Below are 24,659 nucleotides of genomic sequence, written 5' to 3'. Positions count from 1 at the left end.
AGTCAGCCTCACTCAATTATCCAGCGCCAATATAAGGTGGCTTCTCCGCTTATTAGTTGATTATCCCTACAAAGTATCTTCGGACAATTTTCCTCAAATCGTTCATCTAGACTTACGAAACCAAGGTCCTTATCTTTAGTCTCTGCAATCATATGACTAACTTTTCCCACCGCTTTATTAGAAAGAACACCCGCTTTCACCCAAAAATTTGGGATTTTCTCTAACTTCAATACCTCAGCAATATCATCCATAAATATTGCTCCTCTCTCAATTACAGCGCTTCTTTTTCGAGTTTTTCCTTTTGAACGGACTAAATTCAACCTAACAGAAATTTGTCTATCTTTTGGCATTCGGCTCTCAAACACTTGGAGACCATCTGCCTCAGAACCGGATGGAGCAAAAGGAATTGTGTTGTTCGATCTTTTAGTTAAATCAAAATCAGGATAAGGAGCGTTAGCATCAGGATATTCAGCAATGTACATAAGGCTTGAATTAAGCGGGTCTTCTACCGTTAACACAAAATATAGATTCCATGATTTATTCCATTTTCGGTTAAGTTTTAGCTTAAGCAACTCTAAGCGAACCTTCGGTTCTTTTATCTCACCACTAATTGCATCACTCCTTCCTTTAGAAATTAACTTCTTCCTATTAAATAAACGGTTCCTTGGCATAAATCCCCTCCTTTTTAATCAGGAATCTTAAAGCTCATCAGATACCGTTCATATACCACGAATAAGGTATTCCCAACTCAAACGCGACTGCCAATTATTGGGCTGAACAAATGTAATTGCGCTAAATAAAGGCAGCCACTATCTACAAACAATAGAACGTCTACTAAAATGCGGGAGTCCAATAAAATGCTTGTGTTGAAAGCTATAATCGAACGGTGAGATATGATTGGTTATCACAATATACCTTCAAAAGAATTACCTAATGTCTAAAGATTATCAAAAATTAGAACAGTTTCGACTTCCTCAAGGTTTCCGAGGTCGGTCTGGCTGGTATGTTCAGCTTTGGTGGCTGGTGCAATCAACTTTGTTCGCTATGTCACCGCAGTTTACGTATGGCTGGCGGATGTTTTTATTACGCTTATTTGGCGCAAGGATTGGGGAAGGGGTGATTGTTCGCCCTTCCGTGCGTGTGACTTATCCATGGAAGGTAAGCATTGGCAACCACGTTCGGATTGGTGATCATGCCGAACTTTATAGCTTGGGGGAAATAGACATTGGGGATGATGTGGTGATTAGCCAGAATTCATATTTGTGTGCGGCAACCCATGATTATACTAAATCATCATTCGATATGATTGATAACAAAATAACCATTGAAGATCAGGTCTGGATTGCCACGGATGTGTTTGTTGCACCAGGTGTGACGATTGGAAGAGGTGCATTGATTGGGGCGCGAAGCAGCGTGTTTGTTGATATGCCTGAAGGGATGATTTGTGTTGGTTCTCCTGCAAAGGCAGTGAAGCCAAGATAAGATTACCATGTAATGTACATTTGTGATCACTATAGCATTACCTTCCAAAAAGGCTGCCAGAATATGTGCCATATTAACGAAATCTACTTATTTGACATAAAAAAAATACGACACAGATGGCAACTAGGCGTCGACTAAAGCTAGCGACTCTAAAAGGCAGGGAACTATGTAACAAATTCTTCTGTATGGAGTACGCTTCCGTTAAGGCCAATATGGGATTTTTAAATGAAAAATCACCTATCCTAAAATCAACCAATGGTTCATCAATATATGCCTCTGAAACCTCCTGAATTACTACTGAAGCAGTCAAGTAGTAATCCCCACACATTTCATATTTTAAGTCATAAGGGTCGTTCTTGATTAAATCAGTTTTATAATAGGTTGCTTGATGTGTAGCAGGAAGTCCATGCCATATAGTATTACATGACTTTCTAGGACGTCTATATTTTGATTTACCATTCAAAAAGACTAAATTTGCTCCTCCAAAAAGAATACTGATAGCATTTTCCTGCTTCGATATTTTCTCAGCAACAATTTGAAGTGTCTCCTTCGAACTAAAAACATCCCCCGCATTCATAAAAACCACGAACTCACCAGAGGCAATACTGAGGCCTTTATTCATAGCATCATATATACCATTATCCTGCTCAGAAGTCCACTTCAATGAAGGGTCCTGAATGAGCTCTGCAACTACCTCAGCAGTGCCATCAGTTGATGCTCCATCAATGATTATCCATTCAAAATCTTTATAGATTTGCTCACTAATATTTTTTTTTGTATTACAAAAACCTTCTTTATCATTATATACAACTGTAATGATTGAAAAAAACACTTCCTTCATGGCTTTTCCTGCTGAAAACAGGTTGGTTGATCTAACTGATTAAAGTACTTCATTAACAAGGTGCAATAGACCAGCAATAAACTAATCTCAGGGCTCCATAACCCACCTGTTTCTAATAACACTAACATCAAAGCTAACAATATTAGAGATATGCATTTTTTCTTAAGAATAGACCTGAAGACAATGTACATACATAAACAAGATATAATTACGCCTACGATGCCAAAGTAATAACTGATAAGAAAAAAACTATTATGGATACCAAACTGCTTTCCCCCCTCCCAATTAACCATGTAAGCCTTAGAAGCAATGTAATCGGTCTGTCCAAGCGCATGGCCGAAGGGATATTCAGGCAAAGAGTCTCTTAACAGCATGAGTGGAGCAACAACTCTATAATAGACTGATGAACCTTCGAGATCAATATCACCAAAACGATGTGCAATGGGTTCAAATGACAGCAACCCTACAACAGTGCTAATAACCAGAAAATACAATAGAGTTTTAGTCAAAACACCTTTGAATCCATTTGGCGTTAGATAAGCCCAGCATAACAGTAATAATATTGCGTTGAATAAACCAGATAATGCTCCTGTCAGCACTGCCCCTAACAATAGAACAAATGGTATTGCAGCATGAAAAGATTTCCTGTGTCTATTCCATGCAATTACAATCGCAGCAGCCAATACCAAAAACCAACCACAGACTGAAGGCTCCGAAAAAACTGCATTTGATTTTTTCAATAGAGCCTCAGGATGAGGAGTATAAACTTGCCCGCCAGGTCCAACGCGACCAAAATCGCCAAACGGATTCATAAACGAATAATTAGTAAATACATTTAAAGCAATTGATTGAGTCAGCGTTAGAAGTGCGACCAAAACTGCAAGCCATATGAATATTTTTACAGAAACTTCAAAAAACATAGGGTTAATTGCTTTTGTTTTTGATACCAACAAAAGCATACTAATAAATACAAAAAAGAGCACAAACGATTTTATAAATTCTATAGCATCATTTGAATAGCCCCCCAACAGAGCAGCATAAACTATGCAAGTAAACGCACACAGTAATACATATATGTCGAACTTTGCATTAAATATCAGCCATATTGCTATCAACGGAAACGTTAAAACAGGGAGGATAATAGGTTCCACAATCACAAAATGCATACAAACAATGCTCACCGGCCATAGTACGCTGACCATTGTCGTTAAAGGGGCATCATTTATTCCGACAATAATATTTCTAATGATGGCCATAAATTTTTCTTTTCTGACATAGTTCGTTATACTTTTTCTTGAATATTTCAGGCTCCATATAAGAATATATCATGCCATAAACAAGCCCAACACAATCAGAAAACATATATTTCATATCAGACCTTACAGATTGAAGTTCTTCCTTTAGGTGGTCAATATCAAAGCCCATCACCAACAACCTGTCACGACCAATAAAATCAAGATACCGCCTGCACCATAACTTACGAATCGGGTTCGTCATTTCTTTTTTCCATTGTTCAGTTGTTTCATTAGATAGCGTTGAGTAATTCTTTACTCCAGTTGGATCACCAAGCCTTCCTTGCAGTTTTAAAGCAGTAAATTTTTCAATATATTCTTCCTTATAAGGAACCCCCAGATAGTGAAAAAGGCTCTCCCAAGAATCTCTTGAGCCACAAACTAAATCTTCATAACGAACCGCATAAGATCTATTCTCATGCTTTACATATGAACGCGTTAAATTTTCCAACCCATCAAACAAATCAATCTTTGATGCATGAAGATTCCACTGCCCCTTCTTTCCCCATGTATTGATTACAGATGACACAATCGCAAGGGGGTTTCTCCAAAGGAATATGATTTTGGCATTTGGAAAGGTAGCGATAATTTCCTCCACAATGAGATGATAGCGTGGGGTTTTATCTAAAAAATATTTCGCATTTGGGTCGGATAGTTTCCGATAGAGAGACAACGCAAATTCAGCAACAGCTTCATGATAATCCTGAGCTTTATTCGGAAGTACCTGACATACATCTTCTATTGCGTCAACAAGACAATCATGTCCATATTCTGCGTAAACGCCATCTTTCTTTAAAGAATAATATAACGGAAGAAGTACCCACGGCTCTGATACTGTAGAAACTTCAGGTGTTACTCCTAACACCCTTTGCAGTAAAGTAGACCCGGAACGAGGGAGAGAAAAGATAAAAAGGGGTTCCATGATTAATCTATAGCTCCGGACTGTTTTGTATAACCGAGCAGATCAATTTCATTAGCACATGTGCTCCCAATAATCTGAATTTGCTCTTCACTAAATACATCCCGATTTATTAGAGCTGACTTATCCCCAAGTTTCGCATGCACATTAAGCTCGCCAGAAAATGGAACGCCTAAATACTTGAATACACCTCCCAACTCTTGATTCAAAGACTCATAGCGAAGAACCTTATCCACAATCACTTTATGTGTTGTCCAATCCGAATAAATTGGATAATTCGTTGCGTACATTTCCCTGTCGAAATACTGTTTGAGCGTTAAGTTCTTATTTTTTCGTTGTTGAAGCATGGAAAAGTGCGACATCGTTCTATCCCATGGATTACGCTCCACGCAAAATTTAAAGTATCTATCCCATACATCTACTCGCACACGAGCACGTACTCTGTAAGCTGGCATGTGATTATAATATTTATGCCTAATAGAAAAGTCCCTAAGGCTTCGGGCTAGTCCCTTCCCTTTTGCATCCAAAATTTCATTCAGAGGGTTATATAGCCCTTTATAATTTCTAGATATATGTGGTTCAACATGAGGAAATATAGGCGTTACAACATCATCTTTATCACATAAGGAGGATAAATAAACTTCAATACTTGTGCCTGCTGTTTTGGTGGTTTTTATAAAAATAAATTTATACTTATGGGATATAATCATTTGAATTTATTCATTCCCATTGCGCTTAAATGCCACTTTCCACTTAGCACGTTGATGATGAAACCAATATCTGCATGAGTCCAGATGCCATTAACTTTTTTTGTATATAGCACACTTATCAAGTTTTGTATAAAAAAACCAACGATCAAGGCTGAGGCAATACCTTCGCCTCTATAAGTCTCAACTAAAATTAGACTAAGTCCTATTGTCATAATACTTGAAATCACAGTAATCATTAACAATGCCATTTGATGTCCGGTCATCAAAAGGTTTACTCCACACGAACCGCCAAACACTTTCACCAGGTTCGCCACTGACAATAAAACAAGGATCATCCACCCCTCGCTGAATTTCTCACCAAACAACAAAGCCAAAGTATCAGCGCCAAATACAATGAAAAAGCTCATTCCAAAAAAAGAACACAGAAATGCCAGCGATGTAATAGGCCTTAAAGTAAGTTCTAACTCATGAAGTTTTTCTTTGGCATGAAACTCAGCTATTAATGGCGACACAACCGCATTAATAATCATCAATGATACTGAAATAATCATCGCCAAACGCGCAATTGAAGCATAAATACCGACTTCTTCTTTACTAGCATAAATTCCCAGTATCCAAATATCTGATTGTAGAAGCGCAAAGAATATTATATTCGTCAGTAAAATCGGCCAACCGACAACCCACAGCGTTTTCCAATCGTTATCATGGTCTGTCAAATCCTTAATACTATTCGCCTTACGCCCTATTAAAAAACAAGCAGTAATCACACAGCCAAAGCCACTGGCAATTGATAATATAATCACCTGCGACACATCAGTATGTCCCTGGTCTACCCAAAGAGATGCAAACAAAATAGAAATAATAATGCTGTTAATTAACCCTCCAAAAACAGTGGCAAATCGAATATCATTAAACCCTCTGAATATTTCAGCTGATAGCGCTTGAAATGCCAGAACCACAGCCCACAAGACAGCAAGTTGCATGACATCAAGCATCGTTTCAGAATGAAACGTATTTACGGCAAGATAATCACCTGCAAAAAAGATAAATATCAAAGAAACGATACATGCACTGATAAAACAGAATGAAAATAAATATTTTATAAGCTGATTAATTTGGGTCTGTTTTGCCAATGATGCCGAAATATATCTCACAGCCACCTGCGGCATGCCAAGTTGAATCAATAGTGCTGCTAAATTCACAACACTAAATATAAGAAAATAGACTCCCAATTCTTCAGGTGCTAATAAATGTGCAAGCAAAGCATTGATGAGCAATTGGGCAATGGTGGTGAATATCTTTCCAGAAAGAGCCCATATACTTCCAGATAGAAAATGTTTGTTGACTAAAGAGCCTTGAGTTTTTTTCAAACTCATTCTTCCTTATACTTATATTGATAGCCACCATAGTCATATCTTGAGCGTGTCCGTTTGATGTCATTAAAAATAGCACCCTGAAGCTTAACGCCACCATGCTCAAAGCGTCTGACGGCCTGTTGGATTTCTTGAACTGGGTGTCGACCAGCACGTAGTAACAGGAACGCAGTACCTACCAATTTACCGATCACTACAGCATCGGTAACGGCTAGAACTGGAGGTGTATCAATCAGCACTAGATCGTAGAATTTTGAAGCTTCAGCCAGCATGGTTTCGAAATGTTCGCTCATTAGAAGTTCAGATGGGCTTGGCGGTATTTTACCCGTTGTCAGTACATCTAATTTTTCATATGAAGTTTGATTCACGGCTTGTTTGAGAGACAAATCACCCAGAATACATTCGGATAATCCATTCTCTCTATCCAACCCAAAATACTCATTCAAGTGCCCTTTGCGTAAGTCTGCATCAATCAGTAACACTCGCTTATTCGCCATGCTTAACACATGTGCTAAATTAGATGAGACAAATGATTTTCCTACGTCGGGGGCTGAACCTGACATCATAATAATATTGTTCTTTGCATCCATTAGACCAAAATGCAAATTGGTACGTAAGCTACGCAAGCTCTCAATAGCTAAATCCGACTCATTCACTGAGGCAAGCAGGAAGCAGCCTCTCTTGCCCTTATGTTTTCGCATCTGAGCATACAGTTCTAGTTGAGTAAGGGAATGCGGCACCGTAGCATAAACAGAAAGACCAAGTTTCTGCTCGACCATTTCAGGGGTTTCTATGCCTTTTTGCATAAGCCTGCGACCAAAAACGAGTATCAAGCTAACAAATAGGCCCACTACAAACCCAAGCGCCACAATTAGCGCCTTAACAGGCTTGATTGGTTCATCCGGTAATACTGCATAATCAAGAATACGTACATTACCAATAGTGGCAGCTTTGGTTACATTCAGCTCCTGTACTTTGTTTAGAAGCAATGTATATAACTCTGTTTGAACTTTCACATCTCGCATCAGCCTGAGTACTTCCTGCTCTGTTGCAGGTAACTTATTAACCTTGTCAGTAAGCTGTTTCTTGCCCTGATTCAAAATAGCGAGTTTTGCATTGATTGACTGAATAACCGGATGCCTCGCAGTAAAGCGCTGATACATCTCAGTCTTTTGTAATTGAACTTCGGAAATTTGACGTTCTATTTCTACGAGCTGGTCTAATACGGTTTTAGTTTCAAGCCCAACATCTAGCGAGCCGCGCATTACCCGGTAATTATTCATTTTTGTTTCAGCATCACTCAAATCTTCTTTAATAATGGGCAACTGCCTTTTTAAAAAAACCAGCGCATTATTGGCTTCCTCTGATTTACGTCCAACATTCTGATCTAAATAGATATTAGCCAGTGCATTCAATATAGATACAGCAAGGGACGGGTCGGGGTTTTCCAAGGTTATCTGTAACATACCCGTTTTTTTCCCTTTTTCCGAAATATCAATAAAATCCTGCAACTGCTGTACTTGGTACAACCAGCTCTCCTTCACAATATTAAAACTAACGCCTGGCCTAGCCTCCAGTGCTCCTACCCGAATCGAAATACCATGCTCCTCCACCTTGCGACCAACATCACCCTCCAAAAGCAGGGTGTTATCCTCATCGAACAAGCGGTAATGCTTACGTTGACCAGCAACCAGTGTAAGTTCTTTACCCTCGTAGTCAGGAGGTACATCCAGTTCATTCAACTGAATTTCCTCACCGCCCCATGCAAAAGATGTCAAACCAAGCGGTACACTGGCAGGCACATTGCTTTGCTCATAAGTTCGTGCCATCCATTCGCCAATAAATGGAAAGTAATGCGGAGATGCTGAAATATTTAAACTTAGGTCATTCACCACCCTACCAAGCACCAAACGAGAACGGAGAATCTCAATTTCTGCATTTACGGGTGCATCACCAGCGAAAAATGCGCCCAAATCTACCATATCCCCCAAACCTGAATTTTTATCCTCGACCTGCAGCAAAGCATCGACCTCATAAATAGGCGTTGACATAAATGCGTAGGAAGTGGCAGCCATAAAGAATAGAGCAGTAATAGCAATAATCTTACGATAGTTATCAGTAATGATACCGATACATTCAGCTAGATCGATTTCGTCTTTTATATCAAAAGGTGTTGAGGATGCTTGAGAATTAAGAGCTAAGGACTGAGAATCAGGCATTGAACACATCCATGCCTGAGACTTCAACGCATTTCAGATTCATTATTATTTTGTCCTTTTGTTTTTTCAGTATCGCCTTTAAACCGCCAAGAGTCCTCGAAACGCCCCATTTATCTGCCAATTCTTCATGCTCGTTATTGCATAAATTTCCATATTCAACAAATTGATTCATCGTGTCAGCGCCCGGCCAATACCAATAGCCTGAATGGTTGAGGATAATTGACCCAGCACACGCCCCCAGGCGACGACATCAGCGGTAGATACAAACACCACATCTCGCGCCTGCAATTGAAATTGATCGGCGAGAATAAGGGCATCGGGAGAGCTTCCATTAAGCCGGTAAATGACTGGTTTTCCTGCATGGTCGGCTGCGTTTCGAGTATGATGATGAAATTGTAAACCACTGCGAATCACATAAATTCGGCCGGTGTTGGCACTGCTCATATCAAAGCCGCCACTGTTCGCCAACGCATCGGCCAGACTCATGAAACCATTGTGTATCAGGAACGATCCCGCTGCTTTCACCTCTCCAAGCACAAATACCTTATTGTTCATATTATCCGGCACATGCAGTAAATCACCATCTTGCAACAAATAATTGTGCAACAAATCACCATCGCTAAGCAACTTGTGCATATCAATATTGTATCGTTTTCCTGAACGGGTCAGTTGGACACGCTCCAGATCAGCTTCATTGATTTGGTTGCTCAGTGTCCGTGTTCGTGCTCCACCTGCGAAGTTCAACGCATCCAACACGTGCATTGGCATATCACTAATTGCATAAGCGCCAGGTTTGGTGACTTCACCGGTCACATATACATGCTGGCTGCGATACGAAGATACACGTACATCAACTTGGGGTTTGGGCATGAACTTGGAAAGCTTGTGTGTTAATTCTCCCCTGATTTGTTCAATGCTCTTGCCCGAAACAGCAATATTACCAACGTAGGGGTAAAAGATACTGCCATCGCTATGCACAATAGATCCACTCTCTGCAGCAGAGCGAAACTGCCCCTCGGGCAAGGTTAATTCAGGGTGATCCCAAACCGTAATCTGTAAGACATCGCGGGGCATGACATGGTATTGGTAAGCACCACTTTCAGCCTGTAAAGCTCTAGGCTGAAAGGCATGATCTGACTCCTGTGCTTGCTGCGCCTGTCGGATCTGTTGCAGAGCAGCCCCAGTGATAGGCAATAGTTTAATATCGAGCTTCTGTGTTTCAGGTTCAGCACTTGCATGCAATCTAGATTCATCAATTCGCATACCCGGAGCCATAGCGCAGGCATTGAATAACAACATGGTTAATAGCAATATAACAATGCGATTCATTTATCTTTTCCCTCTTGTAGCCATAATCTGCTACTCCAATCTTTAACTGATGTGTTGATCAGTTTGTATACATATTCAACATATTCTTCTGACTTTTGATAAGGGTCTGGAATCTCTATCTCCTGCCATTTACCAAGCAGATGCACTTTGCCTCGCGCCGTAGATTCCATGTTATGGATATAAGACTGTTGGCTGGACTGCATGACCAGAATAAGATCAGCCTGCCTCACCATCTGCGCTGTTAGTTGCCGGGCTTGATGCTGCCCGGTTGCGATGCCATCACGATCCATTATACCCTGGATTTCCGGGTAAACAGCTTGCCCGACAAGCGCCGCGATGCCGGCGGAGTTGATATGAACATGCGCAGAAGCAAGGTGCTGTTTCAATAGAGCTTCGGCCATTGGGCTTCTACAAATATTGCCGACACATACAAAAAGAATATCCTGAAACAATCTCACTCCGAAGCTTTCATCGCTTAACGATCATCCCCACCGCCGTTGGAATCGCCTCCGCTGGAGTCACCGCCGTTGGAATCACCACCGTTGGAATCACCACCGCTGGAATCACCACCGCTGGAATCACCACCGCTGGAATCACCGCCGTTGAATAACGCAGCAGGTGCAGCAGGCATAGGCGTAAAGCCACCGCCAACAAAACCAGAGCCAAGCCCAACACCACCTACCGGCAATGCGCCAGCGTATGCCAGTGGCGCACAGACCATAAATAAAATAAATAAAACGATTGTTTTCATCATCTTCTCCTGTTGATGCTTGTTATAAGAAACCGACTGAAATAACCCAGGCTGATAGAGATTCCCGATGCAATACATTCACTCGACCTACATTGATTGTCATGGGGATGGTGGATAAGGGCACAAACGAAAAACCAAGATTTAAATCTCTACCTGTCCAACTGCTCACAAGCGCAGTACTTGGGTGAAACTGAAAACCCATGCTACCAAAGATACCTATCTTTTTTTGTGTCAGTGCATTGGGGGTGAGTGGGATCGGCCCAAAACGGCCATTACCAACACCAGCAGACACGGTGAGAAACTTCGAATAAGAGCTATTCAGTGGCAATATCTTAGTAATGACAGCAAAGCCATTAGTTTTCACGCCGGCTCGTTTGGCAATGCCCCATGTTGCGGCATTTTCCACCCCAACAGCAATGCCCATGTGGTAGGGTAACCAGCGGTGTAGTTTGAGGGAGACAGAACCACTGTCTCCAGCTCTATCACCATTGCGCGAAGTTAAACTAATAATAGACACATCGGTTTCCAGGCCTATATACTTTTCCGGGTCACCAAGGCCAAAACCAAACACAGCAGAACCATCCGCTGAAGACTGCTTGCGTCTCTTATCGGTAAGCCCGATACCGACAAAGTATTGCCCCCAACTCGCGCCGTAGGCAATAGGCGTGCCTAAAGAAGAACCTGGGCCAATCACAGGTTTATCTCCAAAAAACTCCAACTTAGCCGCAGAAGCGGTTGATGGTAACAGCACACACAACAGGCTAATGCAACACAGTAAACGTATATTGTTTTTCAAAACAAATAATCTCCTCATAATTTTAAATCAGCGCTAGTCTAGGAAAGGAATGGTTAACATGGCATACCGTGAAAAGGGTACTCTTTGCGATGGAGGAATATCAATCGACATAGATTGCAGCAACTAATAAGCATCCTTACTGGTGAGTAGATAATGCACCGTCCTGAACAAAATCTTCATATCCAGCCGAATTGACCAGTTACGAATATACTCCAGATCACACTCTACCCGTTTTCCCATACGGTGAAGAGTATCTCCCCCTCTCCACCCGCTTATCTGAGCCAGCCCTGTAATGCCTGGCTTTATCTTATGCCGCCACATATAACCCTGTATCTGTTGCCTATATTCTTCATTAACCATGACAGCAAGAGGACGCGGCCCAACAATGCTCATATTGCCCTGTAATACATTCCATAGCTGCGGCAGCTCATCCAATGATGTTCTACGCAAAAAAGCGCCGAAAGGAGTGACTCTTGAATCGTCTTTTTCGGCCAGCGAAATATGATAGCCATCCTCGCAGACACTCATGCTTCGAAATTTGTAAACTCTTATTTTTTTGCCCTGGAAGCCATAGCGGTGCTGTTTAAAAAACACTGGCCCGGGTGAAGTTATTTGAATGACAAGAGCAATCAGACTCATGAGCGGCAGCATCAGCAATAACGCGATACTACTAATCAAAATATCTTCTATTCGCTTGAACACACTAGAGACTCCGAGTAAGGGGGTTTCACACAATTGAAATGCAGGCATACTGCCAACGAAACACTGGCGAGCTCCCATCAAATGAAAGGAAAATAGATCCGGAATTAAAAAAATGGAAACCGTCGTATTTTGCAGGGTAGAATATATTTTCAATATCGACTTTTCAGCATGCATAGGAAGAGCGATGTAGATAGTGTCTATTTCCTCCTTGCCGACCATGTGAAAGATATCATCGATTTTCCCTAGCATGGTTATATTCTGCTTCGATTGGGAAGACGAATTTTCATTGTCGTCAAAAAAGCCTATTATTTGCATGCCTGACCACTCCAGCTCCTGAATGGTTTCGGCCAGCCCAATAGCAAGAGGGCCGCTACCAACAATAGCAACCTTCTTTTGATTTAAACCTTTCTTTCTGATCATTCGCAATAGAATTTGCCCCATAATGTGGGTAAGAATCAGTATCAGGGGTGTCGCAACAAAATAAGCGGATATCGCAGATTGGGAGAGATTATTTGTGTTTTGAGTTGCCCAGGCAATAGTCAGTAAACTTCCGATCACCAATCCCCACGCCAATAATATCAAATGAGCTTCATTCCATACAAAGGCAATTCGGCGAGGCTGGTATACTCCAACCATGTGCATAAATAACAGCGTAAGCAAAGCAGCCAGAATGGCTGTAACCTGATAAAAAGATGAAAAAGGTAAGTCATACAGAACACAACTCACCATTAAGGTCGCAAACACCATAATGGTATCCATCCCCTTCTGAAATACAGAAAGCCAAGTGTGAAAACGATGTATGTAACCCTTTGAGTAAGAGCTCACTGAATAATACTCATTATGATGATTTGCATATGCGAATTAGATATGTGAACAGCATTTTAGCATATACCACGAAAAGGGTATGGAGGACGATTATGCAATATTGTCTGAGTTTATAGTTACATGATCGAGGCAAAGAATTTTTTCTTGTTGTGCAACAAACACGGCTTCGGTGCGACTGTGGACACCCAGCTTTTTATAGAGATGTTTAATGTGCGTCGTTACCGTGTGGGGACTTAACTGGAGTGATTTGGCAATATCGTTTCGGCTATGCCCAATAGCCATCAGTTCTAGTACATCCTGCTCCCGCAAGCTCAACACCGATGGCTCCCTGGTGGTTTCAAGAGAAGCTCTTCGTTCTGTTGTTAAAGCATATTTTGCAATTGATGGGCTGATAGGGAAATCACCGCACAACATCGCATCTAGGTGAGTACGGATATTATCTAAAGCATCTTCCAATGAAAGGAAAGCACTGATTCCCAACCGGATAATATTTACAATATCCTCTGCCTGCATAGCTGAAGACAACACCATAATTTTGATCTTAGGACTGCATGTCTTTGCTTGCTGTATTATATTAAAATAATTTATACATTCTGGCATAATGATAAGCACATCAATACGATGCTCTTTTAAAAGAACACCTGCCTGTCTTATGTTTGCAACAACAACGACATCTTCAATTTCATGGATGCGTAAAATACGTTGTTCCAATGATTTGCGCGAAATCGATTCAAACCCAAAAATCATAAAGCAGTTTTTTTCCATTTATCCCTCAACAGGTAACCGATATATAATCGGATTATATAAGTTCAGATACGGGAATCAGATATGATTATACTAAACACGTATATACCGCGAAAAGGGTGTGTCAAAAAATAACTCTAACCGTTGGTCTCAATTTCAAGCGATAATGAAGTAGATTAAATTCAGCAAATAACGACCCGATTGAAAAAATCCAAATTAGGAATCTGCCCCCTTGCCTTGGCGCGGAGAGTTCATGTTTTATGCTGAACCCTATAGTATAGCGTGATTGATTGGGCTTAAGTGAGAGTCCATCGAGGATGGTAAAGTGCTACAGCCAGTAGAAACCAGAATGCTGCAAGCTCAGATGTTAAATATTCTTGAGCATGCCAGAATAGCATATATCTCAATAAGCATTGCCCAGCTTATCGTAGTCACCGGATTGTGGCCTGCATATTCACATGAACTGTTACTACTCTGGCTGGCAGCCATTCACACTACGATTTTATACCGCTTTCTTATTTGCCGCAGTTATTCAGCCAAAGATTTAGATCGGAAAAATTTACAGCGTTTAAAGAAGCATCTGTTTATTGCTATTTTATGCAATGGCATCTTGTGGGGCACACTGGCCTGGTTTTTGCCGAGTGAGTGGAATATTTACTCGTTTATTATCCTGCTGCCCATTCTGGGCATTTCTGCTGCAGCCATGAATCTCTCCGCCATTCTTCCTATTTATCTCACGCTGGTGATTCCCATTATTCTGCAGGTCATCGGAGCCTTAGTTTTTTTCCATGTGGATGATTTGATTATTGCAGCACTATTCTTTATTTTTTATGTGGGTGTGGTAGGCGTTGCCATAGCAACCAGTAAAATGCTCAAACATACTTATCAGTTACAATTTGATCTGCAATCAGCCAAAGGGCAGGCCGAAGATGCCACCCTTTTAAGAGATAAATTTGTTGCACTGGTCTCGCACGATATCAGATCACCACTGATGGGGGTTCACAACTGCCTGAAAATGCTGGCACCTGAGAGTCAATACACGTTCACCTCCGAGCAGCGAAATGAGCTTATTTCGACAACAGAAAAGACCACCAAAGGGCTACTGCTACTCACCGAAAAACTACTTGATATCAGTATACTAAAGAGTGGACAGTTAGAGATCAGTAAAAGGCTGATCAATCTTGCTGAGCTGGCATCACAGGTCTGTGACAGCTTTGCATTTAAGGCCGATAAAAAAGAGATCACTCTGATCAATAAACTCTCACCGCAGGCTTTGATCTTTGCCGATGCAGGCTTGCTTGCAGAGGCACTGTCTAATCTAATCTCTAATGCGATCAAATTCACTGAAGAGGGAGGTGTTGTTAGCATTTATTCCAGCTCTGAAAATTACCGGGTGATTTATGTCGAAGACACAGGTGTTGGCATGGAGTCCGGCTATATCAACCACATCTTCGATGACAAGGTTAAAACAACCTCATTAGGCACCTCTAGCGAAGCGGGAACAGGACTCGGATTACCCTATTGTTTTGATATTATTGAAGCCCATCACGGCACGATTGAGGTTCAGTCTGTTGAAAACAAGGGCACTATTTTCAGCATTACATTACCCGAGATAGTCAACAGTATCCTTCTGGTTGATGATCAAGAGGTGCAACGCTCTATTATCAAGAAAAACATCCAAACCATCGTGGATGTCGATATTATTGAGGCTGAGCATGGCATTGAAGCACTCAATGCCATGTCAAAGACCAAGCCTGCATTGATAATTACAGACATTCAAATGGATCAAATGGATGGGCTTGAACTTATTAAAAAGATAAAAATGAATGACAATCTCAAAAATATACCTGTTATCGTTGCCTCAGCAGTAGGCCATGTTCCCATATCAGCAGATAAACAGGGACAATCCATTCAGGATCAACTGCTTGCACTTGGTGTTTCGTCTTATATCACTAAGCCGGTTGATCCAGCCAGATTACAAACACTAATTCAGGAGTTAATCAGATAAACAACCCATGGGCACAAGACATAAGACTATTGGTAAATTTAAATCAGCCCCAGTTGACTGGCCTCAAAAATAGCCTCTGTTCTGGATGTTACAGATAGTTTTTTATAAATATTTTTAGTGTGGCTTGTAATGGTATGTGGACTTAAACCCAATGCCTCTGCTGTCTCTAAACGGCTACAGCCTCTGGCCAGCACATCAAGTACCATAATTTCTCTGGATGTGAGGCCATGTTCTTTTAAATCAGGTGCGTTCTGTTGTGGCTTTATGGCACTAACACTCTGCAATACAAATCTAGCGACAGCCGGACTAAGTGGAGATTCGCCAAGAATCACTTGCTGAATATGTAGTTCAATATCATCAAAAGATTGGTCTTTAAGTAAATATCCTGTGGCTCCGGCCTGAATGGCCATCAGTACATTTTTCTCATCGCCAAAAGTTGTAATCACCAAAATTTCAGCATCTGGATTATTCGCTTTCGCCAAGCCAATAAGTTCAATTCCACTGCCATCAGGCAAGCCGATATCTATCAGTATAATTTTAGCTGGCGATTTAAGGTAAGGCAGAGCCTCTTTAATCGAAGTTGGAGATGCTATATGGCGAAGATTCTTCTGGTTGCACACAATCTGAGTCAGTACCGCATTGGTTGCTGGCTCATCTTCCACAATAAGAACCGAATACACCCCACAATCATCCCCCATCTAATAACCATATCAATAACATATGAAGTAGAATTCTCCCTAGTGGTGGTGCGTATTCGGATGCACTCGACCACCTATACAATCCTGAGAGTGCAAGCCCTCTGCCATGCTAGCGTTACTCTGCAAATTCATTTGTTGATGGTCAAATTATATAATCTGGTCAACCTCCCTATTTTTTGTTTTCCTTGAGTATAGCTTCAGAAGCCCTCAAGTTTTAAATCATATTACCGATAAATATTAGTGCATCGGATAGAAGGATTACCTATCGCCCTCTGCTAAGAGCGCGCTTAGGCGTTTCCACGGTGTGGAAACGACGCGTGAAGGGCAAGCCCTCTCAAAACCAATTCAACCGGTTCTGATCATGCTTACCTGATACCGGTAAAACATCGCCTTCAACCACCAGCCCAACACCTCCATCTCGAATAAATGACACAACTTTATTCCCCTTGTCCCCCAACGCTTTTCGGCCTGTTCGGGGCAAAAGTGATACAACTTTTCGTAAAATGAAACAGTAGGGTGTGATACAAAAACCGCTATTGCGCTTTTCGTACCGGAATCACCGGCTGCAACGCCCATAAATGCCGGTCGGCATTTCTAACGTCGCGCCCCATTGAACAGGCCGCGTAAAAGAACAAAGCGCCGTGATATGCATGCGCCCGAGCGCATGCCCAATGGTTCACCACAGGTTTTGCATTCTTGATGGTTTTGATTGTAAAAATCCTTAATGGTTTGAAGTGAGCGGCTCTGGCAAGGGGTAAGCCGCCACTTGTAAGGTCGCTTGCTCGTTTCTTAAAAAACGCGCTTTCACACAGATTGAAAAGTGATTGTCACGGATGCATCCCGGAATACCAACATACATTCGCCGCACGGGTGGCGAATAACAAAGGTGCGTGCGCCAAAAGAAACGCCTTAGCGATTTCTTTTTCACGCATGCTTTTTTCAATCTGATCACCCGATAAAAAATGACCAAGTGCAGCGAGGGAATATTTTATCACACCCTACTGTTTGCTGTTCGCAAAAGTGACCCCATATCTCACTGAATCAAGCCGCGAAGCATTATGAACCTTGAGTAATACGATGACCCCATATTGTTTTATGCGATAGTTGATTCAGCTTTTCTGTAAAGTCTGTGTGGTCTGAGAGGAATGATTTGGCGCGTGCGCTATACCTTCATAATTTGCTGAATCAATCCTGCAATGGATGACACGACCACTAGGGTTGAACAGGAATAGCCTGCCCATGCAACATTCACCGTCCACGGCTGTTTGGGCTTTGGCCTTGGTTTTGGACTGGATTTTGGTTTGGAAGCAAGCTTCCTTACTGCTACTTGCACCAATCTGCAAACGCACTCACTGCGGGTAATATCCTCGCGTGCGGCCAGACGATCTATCCAGCTATAGATTTTAACGGGCATCCTGATGCCTGATGATTTTGTTGCTGATTTGGCCATAAGTTTCTCCTATCGTTTGCACCAGCATATCGGCGACATGTGAAATAACTTGAGCTATTCCTCGTGCACGCCTTGTGCATTATGGAAAAATTATTCCAGACCCTTCACCTCTTCGATGTATGCATCCATGCCTTCCATAGCGTGGTTGAGCATATCTAGTTCGGCGGCCATCGATAGCATATCCTGATGCTCATCGGTCAAAAGAATATCCTTCTGACCTGTTGTTTTGACGTAGTAGTAAACGCCGTGCCGATTGAAATAGAGCAGCAATCCGGCATCACGGAATATGCCGTTAATCTGCGCACGCAACTCATACAACTTGTGCACATCTGTCTCTGAACCAAGTTCAAAGATAATCCGGTTCAACCTATCCACGTTATGCTGCACCGGCGTAAAGGTGCGAAGCTCTGCCTCTTTCAGTTCAATATCATGCCGGAGATCATCAGCCACCTGCATCGCTTTCATGTATCGGGTTCTGGCATCGGTCATCATGGCTCCATCTGCCATGCTGAATAGTTCTGCAAAACGGCTAACCTGTTTCTCCGTATCTGCCAGCTTCACCCGTAATGATGCTATATCCAATTCCAGACGTTGTTTGCTGTTGGTTTGACCGCCAAGGGCACTGAACCAGTCGATCTTCTCACTGAGCATGAGCAGCGCGGCATTTTCAACGTCATGATAACGCCAGCGTTTATCGCACTCGCAGCCATTAGACATATAGTTGTCGTTGCAGCGAAACATATGTGAGCGCCCATTCTTGATCAGGCGATAGGTAGCACCGCACTCCAGACATTTACACAGACCCGAAAACAGATTGGAAAATTTCAAGCCTTTTCGACCTGCCGATGATGGATTCATCCTGCTTACCCGCGCTGATTGCGCTTTGCAGAACATATCCTCACTGACAATGACCGGATAATAGTTTGCTATCGGTTCACCGACAGGCTCACCTTTTTGCTTTGGCTGGTATTCACCAATCACGGACTTGCTGCGAACAATCTTGGCAATGTACGATGAATGCCACATGTCGCCGCGACTGAAGGTGGGCACACCTGCTTCATTCAGCTTGGCCGCTATCTTCCTTTGGCCTGTTCCAGCAACGCTTTGTTCAAAAATTTTACGCACAATGTCCGCACGTTCCTCGATGACTTCAAAATGGGTTTTATCATCGAACAATCGCAACCACTTGGGGCACTGGCCTGTCATGGGGCGTCTACCTTCAACAGCCAGCCTACGCCGGTTTTCCCAACTGGCGGCAAGGCGTTTCGATTTTACCGCTGATTCTTCATGGCTACGGCTCATGGAAATAAGGCTGAACATAAGCTGGCCAACATCGTTGATGCTTTCGGCTGTATAGTGCTGGTTATCTGCCAGCGTTACGATCTCGACACCGGCAGACAAAATAGAGGAAAATAACCCCAAGGCTGAAAACACCTGCTGGCGGGATAATCTGTCCAAGCTCTCCAGAATCAACACTGAACCTTTTTCAATGCGACCGGCTTCAACCAGTTCAATAAACTTCTTTAATGCGCCTTCGGTTGCGTTCTTCCCCTTGAATGCGCTGATGCCAATATCACGCAGGGAATCATCCAGAATCATATTATGCGCTTCGGCATAGGCACGACTGGTCTCAAGCTGACGGCGCAGGCTGTCACCCTTCAGTTGTTGTGGCGTGGAAAATCGAATGTAGGAATAGGCTTTCTTTTGCATATCATAGGCTCCTTGTTGGCAAGCCTACTTATCTATCGGCAGGCAAGCTCTCTAATGTAGCCGAATTGTTTAAAATCATGGGCAATGCCACCCACCAGCGTTCCAAGCGCCTCCATCTTCTGTGCCTGTCGAAATTTATTGTCACACGTCCGGGTTGGGTTAAAACCCTCGCCTTCAGGCGAAGGCTTCAGCATGATATGATTGACTTATGGGCAAGCATTATAGGAAATCGAGCCACAGTGTTTTCAGCATAGAAGTACATATAGTTTGGATTACGAAATATCGATACAAAGTACTGAAGGGTGACGTTGCGATCCGAACACGAGATATGATCCGGAGAATATGCACTGAAGAAAATGCTGAAATACTCTCAGGAGTTGTTAGTGATGATCATGTCCACATACTTGTATCAATAGATCCATCGACTTCCATATCCAAGCTGGTACAGTATTTGAAGGGAAAGAGTTCGCGGAAACTGCAGCAAGATTTTCCACACTTAAAGAAGCGTTACTGGGGTCAGCACCTATGGGCCAGAGGGTATTTTGCAGTGAGCACGGGAAATGTCTCATCAAAGATGATAGAGGAGTATATAGCTCATCATTTTGAAGAGGAAGATCAGGGCGGAGACCTATTTAGGATCGAGTAATGGACGACTTCTAGTCGTTATACACATTCTGTGCGCTTCAGCGCACAGTGGTTGAATCTCAAGCATTTCATGCGCACTCATATCCTGCTGAATGCCCACATAGTGAGTGATATTATCTTTCGCATCCATAATTGGAGAAACCGTCATCAGCGCAGGATATGTAGAACCATCTTTGCGCTGATCAACAATAGAGGCATGCCACACCTCGCCCCTGGAAATGGTGAGCCACATTTTTTTATAGTACTCAGCAGATTGAACACCACTTTTGAGTATATTTGGTTTTTTACCAACAACGTCATCAAAACTAAAACCGGTTATCTCTGTAAAGGCCGGATTTACATACTCGATCACCCCGTGTTTATCGGTCATGATGACTGATTCACCACCCTGCTCTATCGCTTGCGATAATTTTTTCAGTGAAAGTTCACGGACTTCAATCTCTTGAATCATCATATTAAATGATCGGCTTAAATCATCAATTTCCACATACGGCGATGCGCTGGCTTGATTGCTATAATCACCTTCTGTGGCGCGCTTCATCACCTTACCCAAATCAAAAATCGGCCCCAGCAGACGGCCGGTAAAAATCAAACTGATCAAACCAAACACGACATGCAGAAAAACAACGATAATAATTAACAGCGTCAGTTTAGATACAATGGCTGAAGTGATCTCCTTCGCTTCAACTTCTGAGATAAGCCCCCATTGCAGTCCACGAACAAGCGTCGCGATACCAAAGACCTGATTGCCTTCAAAACCCTCATATTCGCTGGTTTCATGCCAGTCTTTCCCCGCCAGAATGCTACGTACAATCTTTTTATCTGACAGCAAATCACCCTGCTTCAGGTTTGTCTCATTCTGATGAACAAGCAAAGAACCGCGTCCATCAATAAGATAAACCTTTGAATTGTGCTCTGGAATTTGCGTTCTGACATTTTTCCAGTATTCGTCAATATTAATGGTACTCACAATCACGCCAACAACAGTGCCTTCATGCACAACAGGAACAGAGATAATAAATTCGTAATGTTGATCAGAGAGCCTTTGTGGCGAACCAATAAAGATGCGATTGTGCATCGGGATAACAATTGCAGGACTATTCATATCAATCACAGCCGGTTGATGCCCATGCACAACAGATCGAAAAATTAGATTTGTATGCTCATCATAGACGCTCGTTGTATTCACCATTGATTCTCGCTGAGCAATTCTTTCGACCAACTTCCCGATAGCCTTGGAATTTTTATCTTCCGTTAAAAAGTGAGCTATGGGATCAGACTTGTTTTGCAACACGGAAACCAAACGATTCGTTTCAAGATGCAAAAATATTTCAACCTCTTTATGAAACACCTCCTCTTTCAAAAGTGCTCGATCAAGTAACAAGTTGTGGGCTTGTTGGGAAAGCCAGGGGGAAAGCGCAATAGCGGGCAACAATGAGGCGATAATGATCAGCCCGTACCAGGCTCTTCGCAGTGGCATCTTCTTAAAGAACTTCATCTGAAAACCTGCTTACCTCACGCCCGACGCATTAAGTATAAATGACTGATCGGTGTAATCAGATAAGTTATCAGGCATATCTTTCCATAGTCCCATTTCAATCATTACATCGGCCATAGCACGCACACGTTCATCAGATGGAACCATATCTCTGTAATCAATCCAGTCAGGTGGATCGGTCAACACTTTCTCAAATACGGCAGCACTGGAACCGGTATAATCTTCCCCCATCACAGCAGCTTCATGCGGGTTATTTTCAATATACATACCACCTTTCTTCAAGGCATGAATCAACTCCTGCACCTGTTCTGGCTGTTGTTCGATAAAAGCGTTTGAGGCAAGAAACACATGATCCATATGATCCTTCCAGATTTTTGGAGAAATGGATGCCATCCAGCCAATACCGAGCGAGATTGATTTGTTACCTTCAGGCTCTCCGACCATAAAACCATCAATCTCACCGCGTTTGAGTGAAGTGATCATATCACGCGGCGGCATACCCACGACTGTCACATCGTCGTAAGCTACGCCATGTTGTTTCAGTGCCAGGTAGAGCAGCACATGATGCTGGGAATAGATATGCGGTACTGCCAACACAGCCTTATGCGCTTTTAATTCAGCAATACTTTTATATTTTTTAGACAACACAAAACCATTACCATTGCGATCAGCCATCATAATAATTTTTGCAGGTAATCCTTCACGGATCATATTCATCGCCAGTGGTGACAACACAAATGTACCAGCAAGCTTGCCGCTCTTCATATCATTGATTACATCTTTCCAGTCATGATTCTGAATGGTTTTCAAACGAAAGGAAGATAAATCATCCTGATACAAATTCTCCACAACAGCTAAGGATAGATGACCACCGCAAATTAACCGGCCAATTTTCACTTCAAGTTTGTTTTGAACAGCAACTTCCTTACTTTTATTATTATCGCAAGCCGTCAGCAACAGAGCAGCTGCCAGGAGTGTTATCAAAGCGATGATTGGAAACCTTGTTGTCATAAACCCTCCGTTGATAAAAAAAACCTTAATGAACCAATCTCTGTTCATACATCTGGCCATAAACCTTGTATATCTAGATAGAGAGCATCTTCTATGCCAATAGTGCTGTCATGCAGTCGTCACATGTTTGTCATTTTCCTGACTTCTTTCGACTATTAAATGCTTCCATCAACAGCTCAGATAAAAGAGCTGCAACGGAGGATTATATGGCAACCATGAATCACGATATAGATAGTGACCGTAATGATATGATAAAATGGATTAGTGGGCGACATTCCCATATACCTACATCAGAAGTCGAGTTTCTGATTGGCATCCCGCCATTCGGCATGGATGATGATGAATGGGGTGTTGATGACGAGGAGTAATAGATCATAGCTCTTGCAGTGCTTCTAAGCACTACTGCAAGAGCTATGTAAGTTACAGGGTAACCTTGATCTGTTGCTCAGTGTTATTTGCTTTTTTGCGTGCTTCTTCCAAATCCACGCCTCGTGCTAGTGCTACCGCCATACGGCGTTTACCATGCACTTCGGGTTTGCCAAAAAGTCGAACCTGCGTATCGGGTTCAGACAGCGCTTGTTCAAGGTTGCCAAAACGGACTTGATTGGAGTCTCCCTCCACCACCAATGGACAGGATGCTGCCGGACCATGCTGGTGAATATTTGGAATTGGCAAACCAAGAATTGCACGTGCATGCAGCGCAAACTCGGACAGATCCTGAGATATCAAAGTCACAAGGCCCGTATCATGCGGGCGCGGTGACACTTCGCTGAATATTGCCTCATCCCCCTTGATAAATAGTTCCACACCAAACAGTCCATAACCACCCAGTGCTGTGGTGACCTGCTCGGCAATATGTTGCGAAGCAGCAAGGGCCGCATCAGACATCTGCTGCGGCTGCCATGATTCACGATAATCACCATCCACCTGTAGATGCCCGATCGGCAGACAGAAAGATGTTCCATCACGATGACGAATAGTAAGCAGGGTAATTTCATAATCGAAATCGATAAAACCTTCGACAATCACTTTCCCCTTGCCTGCCCGGCCACCTTCCTGCGCATAACCCCAGGCAGCCTCAATAGAATCTGCATCACGAATTACAGACTGCCCCTTACCGGATGAACTCATAATCGGTTTTACCACGCATGGCATGCCGATGGCATTCACTGCTGCTTCAAATTCAACCAGTGTCGCGGCAAATTGAAAGTTCGATGTTTTCAAGCCCAATGTTTCAGCCGCCAGGCGACGAATGCCCTCTCTGTTCATAGTCAACTGCGTAGCACGCGCAGTAGGAATCACCTGAAACCCTTCTGATTCCAATTCAGCCAATGTGTCGGTCGCAATCGCTTCGACTTCAGGCACGATCAATGATGGTTTTTCTGCTTCAATCAGCTCACGCAGTGCATTCCCATCCAACATATTCACCACATGGCAGCGATGCGCCACCTGCATAGCAGGAGCATTAGCGTAACTATCCACCGCGATCACTTCTACACCAAGCCGTTGCAACTCAATAGCAACTTCTTTACCTAGCTCCCCAGAGCCCAGCAACATCACCCGTGTTGCCGAAGATGTACAGGCAGTACCTATCTGAATATTTTGCTTTGGAACATTTTTATCTATCATGATGAAGCCCCTGGAAATATTATCGGG

At 42.6% G+C, this 24,659-nt stretch carries 25 protein-coding genes; 4 read left to right on the top strand and 21 right to left on the bottom strand.

The window, feature by feature from the left end; all coding sequences use genetic code 11:
- Positions 1 to 8: 8 nt before the first annotated feature.
- Complete coding sequence (locus tag D8Y20_RS11480; protein WP_121543852.1) at positions 9 to 671, bottom strand: hypothetical protein; 663 nt, start codon at positions 669 to 671, stop codon at positions 9 to 11.
- Between the two features lie 262 nt (positions 672 to 933).
- Between D8Y20_RS11480 and D8Y20_RS11475 the strand changes: the two genes are divergently transcribed.
- Entirely contained in the window at positions 934 to 1,482 is a 549-nt protein-coding gene (locus D8Y20_RS11475; protein WP_121543851.1) for a putative colanic acid biosynthesis acetyltransferase, read from the top strand.
- Between the two features lie 73 nt (positions 1,483 to 1,555).
- On the opposite strand, the gene D8Y20_RS11470 is transcribed toward D8Y20_RS11475, so the two are convergent.
- The 13 genes from D8Y20_RS11470 to D8Y20_RS11410 all read right to left on the bottom strand — a co-directional run bounded on the left by D8Y20_RS11470 (position 1,556) and on the right by D8Y20_RS11410 (position 14,004).
- Entirely contained in the window at positions 1,556 to 2,323 is a 768-nt protein-coding gene (locus D8Y20_RS11470) for a glycosyltransferase family 2 protein (RefSeq protein WP_121543850.1), read from the bottom strand.
- Positions 2,320 to 3,579: a hypothetical protein gene (locus D8Y20_RS11465; RefSeq protein WP_121543849.1), complete on the bottom strand. Its 1,260-nt coding sequence runs from the start codon at positions 3,577 to 3,579 to the stop codon at positions 2,320 to 2,322. The genes D8Y20_RS11470 and D8Y20_RS11465 overlap by 4 nt, the downstream gene beginning before the upstream one ends.
- On the bottom strand, positions 3,566 to 4,537 hold the full coding sequence (locus D8Y20_RS11460) for a sulfotransferase (RefSeq protein WP_121543848.1): 972 nt from the start codon (positions 4,535 to 4,537) through the stop codon (positions 3,566 to 3,568). The genes D8Y20_RS11465 and D8Y20_RS11460 overlap by 14 nt, the downstream gene beginning before the upstream one ends.
- A gap of 2 nt (positions 4,538 to 4,539) precedes the next feature.
- Positions 4,540 to 5,244: a sulfotransferase family 2 domain-containing protein gene (locus D8Y20_RS11455; protein ID WP_121543847.1), complete on the bottom strand. Its 705-nt coding sequence runs from the start codon at positions 5,242 to 5,244 to the stop codon at positions 4,540 to 4,542.
- Positions 5,241 to 6,614: an oligosaccharide flippase family protein gene (locus tag D8Y20_RS11450; protein WP_161957630.1), complete on the bottom strand. Its 1,374-nt coding sequence runs from the start codon at positions 6,612 to 6,614 to the stop codon at positions 5,241 to 5,243. The genes D8Y20_RS11455 and D8Y20_RS11450 overlap by 4 nt, the downstream gene beginning before the upstream one ends.
- Before the next feature lie 2 nt (positions 6,615 to 6,616).
- Positions 6,617 to 8,836, bottom strand: coding sequence for a polysaccharide biosynthesis tyrosine autokinase (locus tag D8Y20_RS11445; RefSeq protein ID WP_121543845.1), 2,220 nt, complete (start codon positions 8,834 to 8,836; stop codon positions 6,617 to 6,619).
- The gene (locus D8Y20_RS11440) at positions 8,829 to 9,008 is read right to left on the bottom strand and encodes a hypothetical protein (protein ID WP_121543844.1); all 180 of its coding nucleotides are present in this window, start codon (positions 9,006 to 9,008) and stop codon (positions 8,829 to 8,831) included. Before D8Y20_RS11440 ends, D8Y20_RS11445 begins: the two co-directional genes overlap by 8 nt.
- On the bottom strand, positions 9,005 to 10,165 hold the full coding sequence (locus tag D8Y20_RS11435; RefSeq protein ID WP_201265636.1) for a polysaccharide export protein: 1,161 nt from the start codon (positions 10,163 to 10,165) through the stop codon (positions 9,005 to 9,007). The genes D8Y20_RS11440 and D8Y20_RS11435 overlap by 4 nt, the downstream gene beginning before the upstream one ends.
- Positions 10,162 to 10,617 (bottom strand): low molecular weight protein-tyrosine-phosphatase, encoded by a 456-nt coding sequence (locus tag D8Y20_RS11430; RefSeq protein ID WP_121543843.1) that lies wholly within the window; start codon positions 10,615 to 10,617, stop codon positions 10,162 to 10,164. Before D8Y20_RS11430 ends, D8Y20_RS11435 begins: the two co-directional genes overlap by 4 nt.
- 23 nt (positions 10,618 to 10,640) lie before the next feature.
- A complete protein-coding gene (locus tag D8Y20_RS13745; RefSeq protein WP_121543842.1) occupies positions 10,641 to 10,916 on the bottom strand; it encodes a hypothetical protein in 276 nt (91 codons plus the stop codon).
- 22 nt (positions 10,917 to 10,938) lie between these two features.
- On the bottom strand, positions 10,939 to 11,712 hold the full coding sequence (locus D8Y20_RS11420) for a hypothetical protein (RefSeq protein ID WP_201265635.1): 774 nt from the start codon (positions 11,710 to 11,712) through the stop codon (positions 10,939 to 10,941).
- A 123-nt stretch (positions 11,713 to 11,835) separates the two neighbouring features.
- Positions 11,836 to 13,173: an undecaprenyl-phosphate glucose phosphotransferase gene (locus tag D8Y20_RS11415; RefSeq protein ID WP_201265634.1), complete on the bottom strand. Its 1,338-nt coding sequence runs from the start codon at positions 13,171 to 13,173 to the stop codon at positions 11,836 to 11,838.
- Between the two features lie 156 nt (positions 13,174 to 13,329).
- Positions 13,330 to 14,004 carry a response regulator transcription factor gene (locus D8Y20_RS11410; protein ID WP_121543840.1) on the bottom strand — a complete coding sequence of 225 codons (675 nt, stop codon included), beginning with the start codon at positions 14,002 to 14,004 and terminating at the stop codon, positions 13,330 to 13,332.
- A 304-nt stretch (positions 14,005 to 14,308) separates the two neighbouring features.
- Here D8Y20_RS11410 and D8Y20_RS11405 point away from each other — a divergent pair, with 304 nt between their 5' ends.
- A complete protein-coding gene (locus tag D8Y20_RS11405; protein ID WP_147434070.1) occupies positions 14,309 to 15,991 on the top strand; it encodes a hybrid sensor histidine kinase/response regulator in 1,683 nt (560 codons plus the stop codon).
- A 38-nt stretch (positions 15,992 to 16,029) separates the two neighbouring features.
- On the opposite strand, the gene D8Y20_RS11400 is transcribed toward D8Y20_RS11405, so the two are convergent.
- The 4 genes from D8Y20_RS11400 to D8Y20_RS13640 all read right to left on the bottom strand — a co-directional run bounded on the left by D8Y20_RS11400 (position 16,030) and on the right by D8Y20_RS13640 (position 20,043).
- Positions 16,030 to 16,689 carry a response regulator transcription factor gene (locus D8Y20_RS11400; protein ID WP_121543838.1) on the bottom strand — a complete coding sequence of 220 codons (660 nt, stop codon included), beginning with the start codon at positions 16,687 to 16,689 and terminating at the stop codon, positions 16,030 to 16,032.
- A gap of 1,162 nt (positions 16,690 to 17,851) precedes the next feature.
- The gene (locus D8Y20_RS11395) at positions 17,852 to 18,139 is read right to left on the bottom strand and encodes a hypothetical protein (protein ID WP_236075420.1); all 288 of its coding nucleotides are present in this window, start codon (positions 18,137 to 18,139) and stop codon (positions 17,852 to 17,854) included.
- 90 nt (positions 18,140 to 18,229) lie between these two features.
- Positions 18,230 to 19,849, bottom strand: a complete 1,620-nt coding sequence (locus D8Y20_RS11390) for a recombinase family protein (protein WP_121543837.1) — start codon at positions 19,847 to 19,849, stop codon at positions 18,230 to 18,232.
- Positions 19,850 to 19,881: 32 nt separating this feature from the next.
- The gene (locus D8Y20_RS13640) at positions 19,882 to 20,043 is read right to left on the bottom strand and encodes a hypothetical protein (protein WP_153232665.1); all 162 of its coding nucleotides are present in this window, start codon (positions 20,041 to 20,043) and stop codon (positions 19,882 to 19,884) included.
- A 14-nt stretch (positions 20,044 to 20,057) separates the two neighbouring features.
- On the opposite strand from D8Y20_RS13640, the gene tnpA reads away from it, so the two are divergent.
- Positions 20,058 to 20,495 (top strand): IS200/IS605 family transposase, encoded by a 438-nt coding sequence (gene tnpA, locus D8Y20_RS11385; RefSeq protein WP_121543836.1) that lies wholly within the window; start codon positions 20,058 to 20,060, stop codon positions 20,493 to 20,495.
- Here tnpA and D8Y20_RS11380 read toward each other — a convergent pair.
- A complete protein-coding gene (locus D8Y20_RS11380; protein ID WP_121543835.1) occupies positions 20,478 to 21,992 on the bottom strand; it encodes a PAS domain S-box protein in 1,515 nt (504 codons plus the stop codon). The two genes, tnpA and D8Y20_RS11380, sit on opposite strands and share 18 nt — an antisense overlap.
- A gap of 12 nt (positions 21,993 to 22,004) precedes the next feature.
- Positions 22,005 to 23,003 carry an ABC transporter substrate-binding protein gene (locus D8Y20_RS11375; protein WP_161957629.1) on the bottom strand — a complete coding sequence of 333 codons (999 nt, stop codon included), beginning with the start codon at positions 23,001 to 23,003 and terminating at the stop codon, positions 22,005 to 22,007.
- A gap of 110 nt (positions 23,004 to 23,113) precedes the next feature.
- Between D8Y20_RS11375 and D8Y20_RS13855 the strand changes: the two genes are divergently transcribed.
- Complete coding sequence (locus D8Y20_RS13855) at positions 23,114 to 23,371, top strand: hypothetical protein (RefSeq protein WP_147434069.1); 258 nt, start codon at positions 23,114 to 23,116, stop codon at positions 23,369 to 23,371.
- Positions 23,372 to 23,423: 52 nt separating this feature from the next.
- On the opposite strand, the gene purT is transcribed toward D8Y20_RS13855, so the two are convergent.
- On the bottom strand, positions 23,424 to 24,632 hold the full coding sequence (purT, locus tag D8Y20_RS11370) for a formate-dependent phosphoribosylglycinamide formyltransferase (protein ID WP_121543858.1): 1,209 nt from the start codon (positions 24,630 to 24,632) through the stop codon (positions 23,424 to 23,426).
- Between the last annotated feature and the right edge of the window lie 27 nt (positions 24,633 to 24,659).

The organism is Mariprofundus sp. EBB-1 (genome assembly GCF_003665155.1).
Lineage (GTDB): Bacteria > Pseudomonadota > Zetaproteobacteria > Mariprofundales > Mariprofundaceae > Mariprofundus.
This window is presented reverse-complemented; position numbering and strand designations above follow the sequence as displayed.

Excerpts from the sequence above, each read along its gene's own strand:
- D8Y20_RS11480 (WP_121543852.1), bottom strand. The coding sequence starts at position 671 with ATGCCAAGGAACCGTTTATTTAATAGGAAGAAGTTAATTTCTAAAGGA.
- D8Y20_RS11475 (WP_121543851.1), top strand. The coding sequence starts at position 934 with ATGTCTAAAGATTATCAAAAATTAGAACAGTTTCGACTTCCTCAAGGT.
- D8Y20_RS11470 (WP_121543850.1), bottom strand. The coding sequence starts at position 2,323 with ATGAAGGAAGTGTTTTTTTCAATCATTACAGTTGTATATAATGATAAA.
- D8Y20_RS11465 (WP_121543849.1), bottom strand. The coding sequence starts at position 3,579 with ATGGCCATCATTAGAAATATTATTGTCGGAATAAATGATGCCCCTTTA.
- D8Y20_RS11460 (WP_121543848.1), bottom strand. The coding sequence starts at position 4,537 with ATGGAACCCCTTTTTATCTTTTCTCTCCCTCGTTCCGGGTCTACTTTA.
- D8Y20_RS11455 (WP_121543847.1), bottom strand. The coding sequence starts at position 5,244 with ATGATTATATCCCATAAGTATAAATTTATTTTTATAAAAACCACCAAA.
- D8Y20_RS11445 (WP_121543845.1), bottom strand. The coding sequence starts at position 8,836 with ATGCCTGATTCTCAGTCCTTAGCTCTTAATTCTCAAGCATCCTCAACA.
- D8Y20_RS11440 (WP_121543844.1), bottom strand. The coding sequence starts at position 9,008 with ATGAATCAATTTGTTGAATATGGAAATTTATGCAATAACGAGCATGAA.
- D8Y20_RS11435 (WP_201265636.1), bottom strand. The coding sequence starts at position 10,165 with ATGAATCGCATTGTTATATTGCTATTAACCATGTTGTTATTCAATGCC.
- D8Y20_RS13745 (WP_121543842.1), bottom strand. The coding sequence starts at position 10,916 with ATGAAAACAATCGTTTTATTTATTTTATTTATGGTCTGTGCGCCACTG.
- D8Y20_RS11415 (WP_201265634.1), bottom strand. The coding sequence starts at position 13,173 with ATGGATACCATTATGGTGTTTGCGACCTTAATGGTGAGTTGTGTTCTG.
- D8Y20_RS11410 (WP_121543840.1), bottom strand. The coding sequence starts at position 14,004 with ATGGAAAAAAACTGCTTTATGATTTTTGGGTTTGAATCGATTTCGCGC.
- D8Y20_RS11400 (WP_121543838.1), bottom strand. The coding sequence starts at position 16,689 with ATGGGGGATGATTGTGGGGTGTATTCGGTTCTTATTGTGGAAGATGAG.
- D8Y20_RS11395 (WP_236075420.1), bottom strand. The coding sequence starts at position 18,139 with ATGGCCAAATCAGCAACAAAATCATCAGGCATCAGGATGCCCGTTAAA.
- D8Y20_RS11390 (WP_121543837.1), bottom strand. The coding sequence starts at position 19,849 with ATGCAAAAGAAAGCCTATTCCTACATTCGATTTTCCACGCCACAACAA.
- D8Y20_RS13640 (WP_153232665.1), bottom strand. The coding sequence starts at position 20,043 with ATGCTGAAGCCTTCGCCTGAAGGCGAGGGTTTTAACCCAACCCGGACG.
- tnpA (WP_121543836.1), top strand. The coding sequence starts at position 20,058 with ATGGGCAAGCATTATAGGAAATCGAGCCACAGTGTTTTCAGCATAGAA.
- D8Y20_RS11380 (WP_121543835.1), bottom strand. The coding sequence starts at position 21,992 with ATGAAGTTCTTTAAGAAGATGCCACTGCGAAGAGCCTGGTACGGGCTG.
- D8Y20_RS11375 (WP_161957629.1), bottom strand. The coding sequence starts at position 23,003 with ATGACAACAAGGTTTCCAATCATCGCTTTGATAACACTCCTGGCAGCT.
- D8Y20_RS13855 (WP_147434069.1), top strand. The coding sequence starts at position 23,114 with ATGCAGTCGTCACATGTTTGTCATTTTCCTGACTTCTTTCGACTATTA.
- purT (WP_121543858.1), bottom strand. The coding sequence starts at position 24,632 with ATGATAGATAAAAATGTTCCAAAGCAAAATATTCAGATAGGTACTGCC.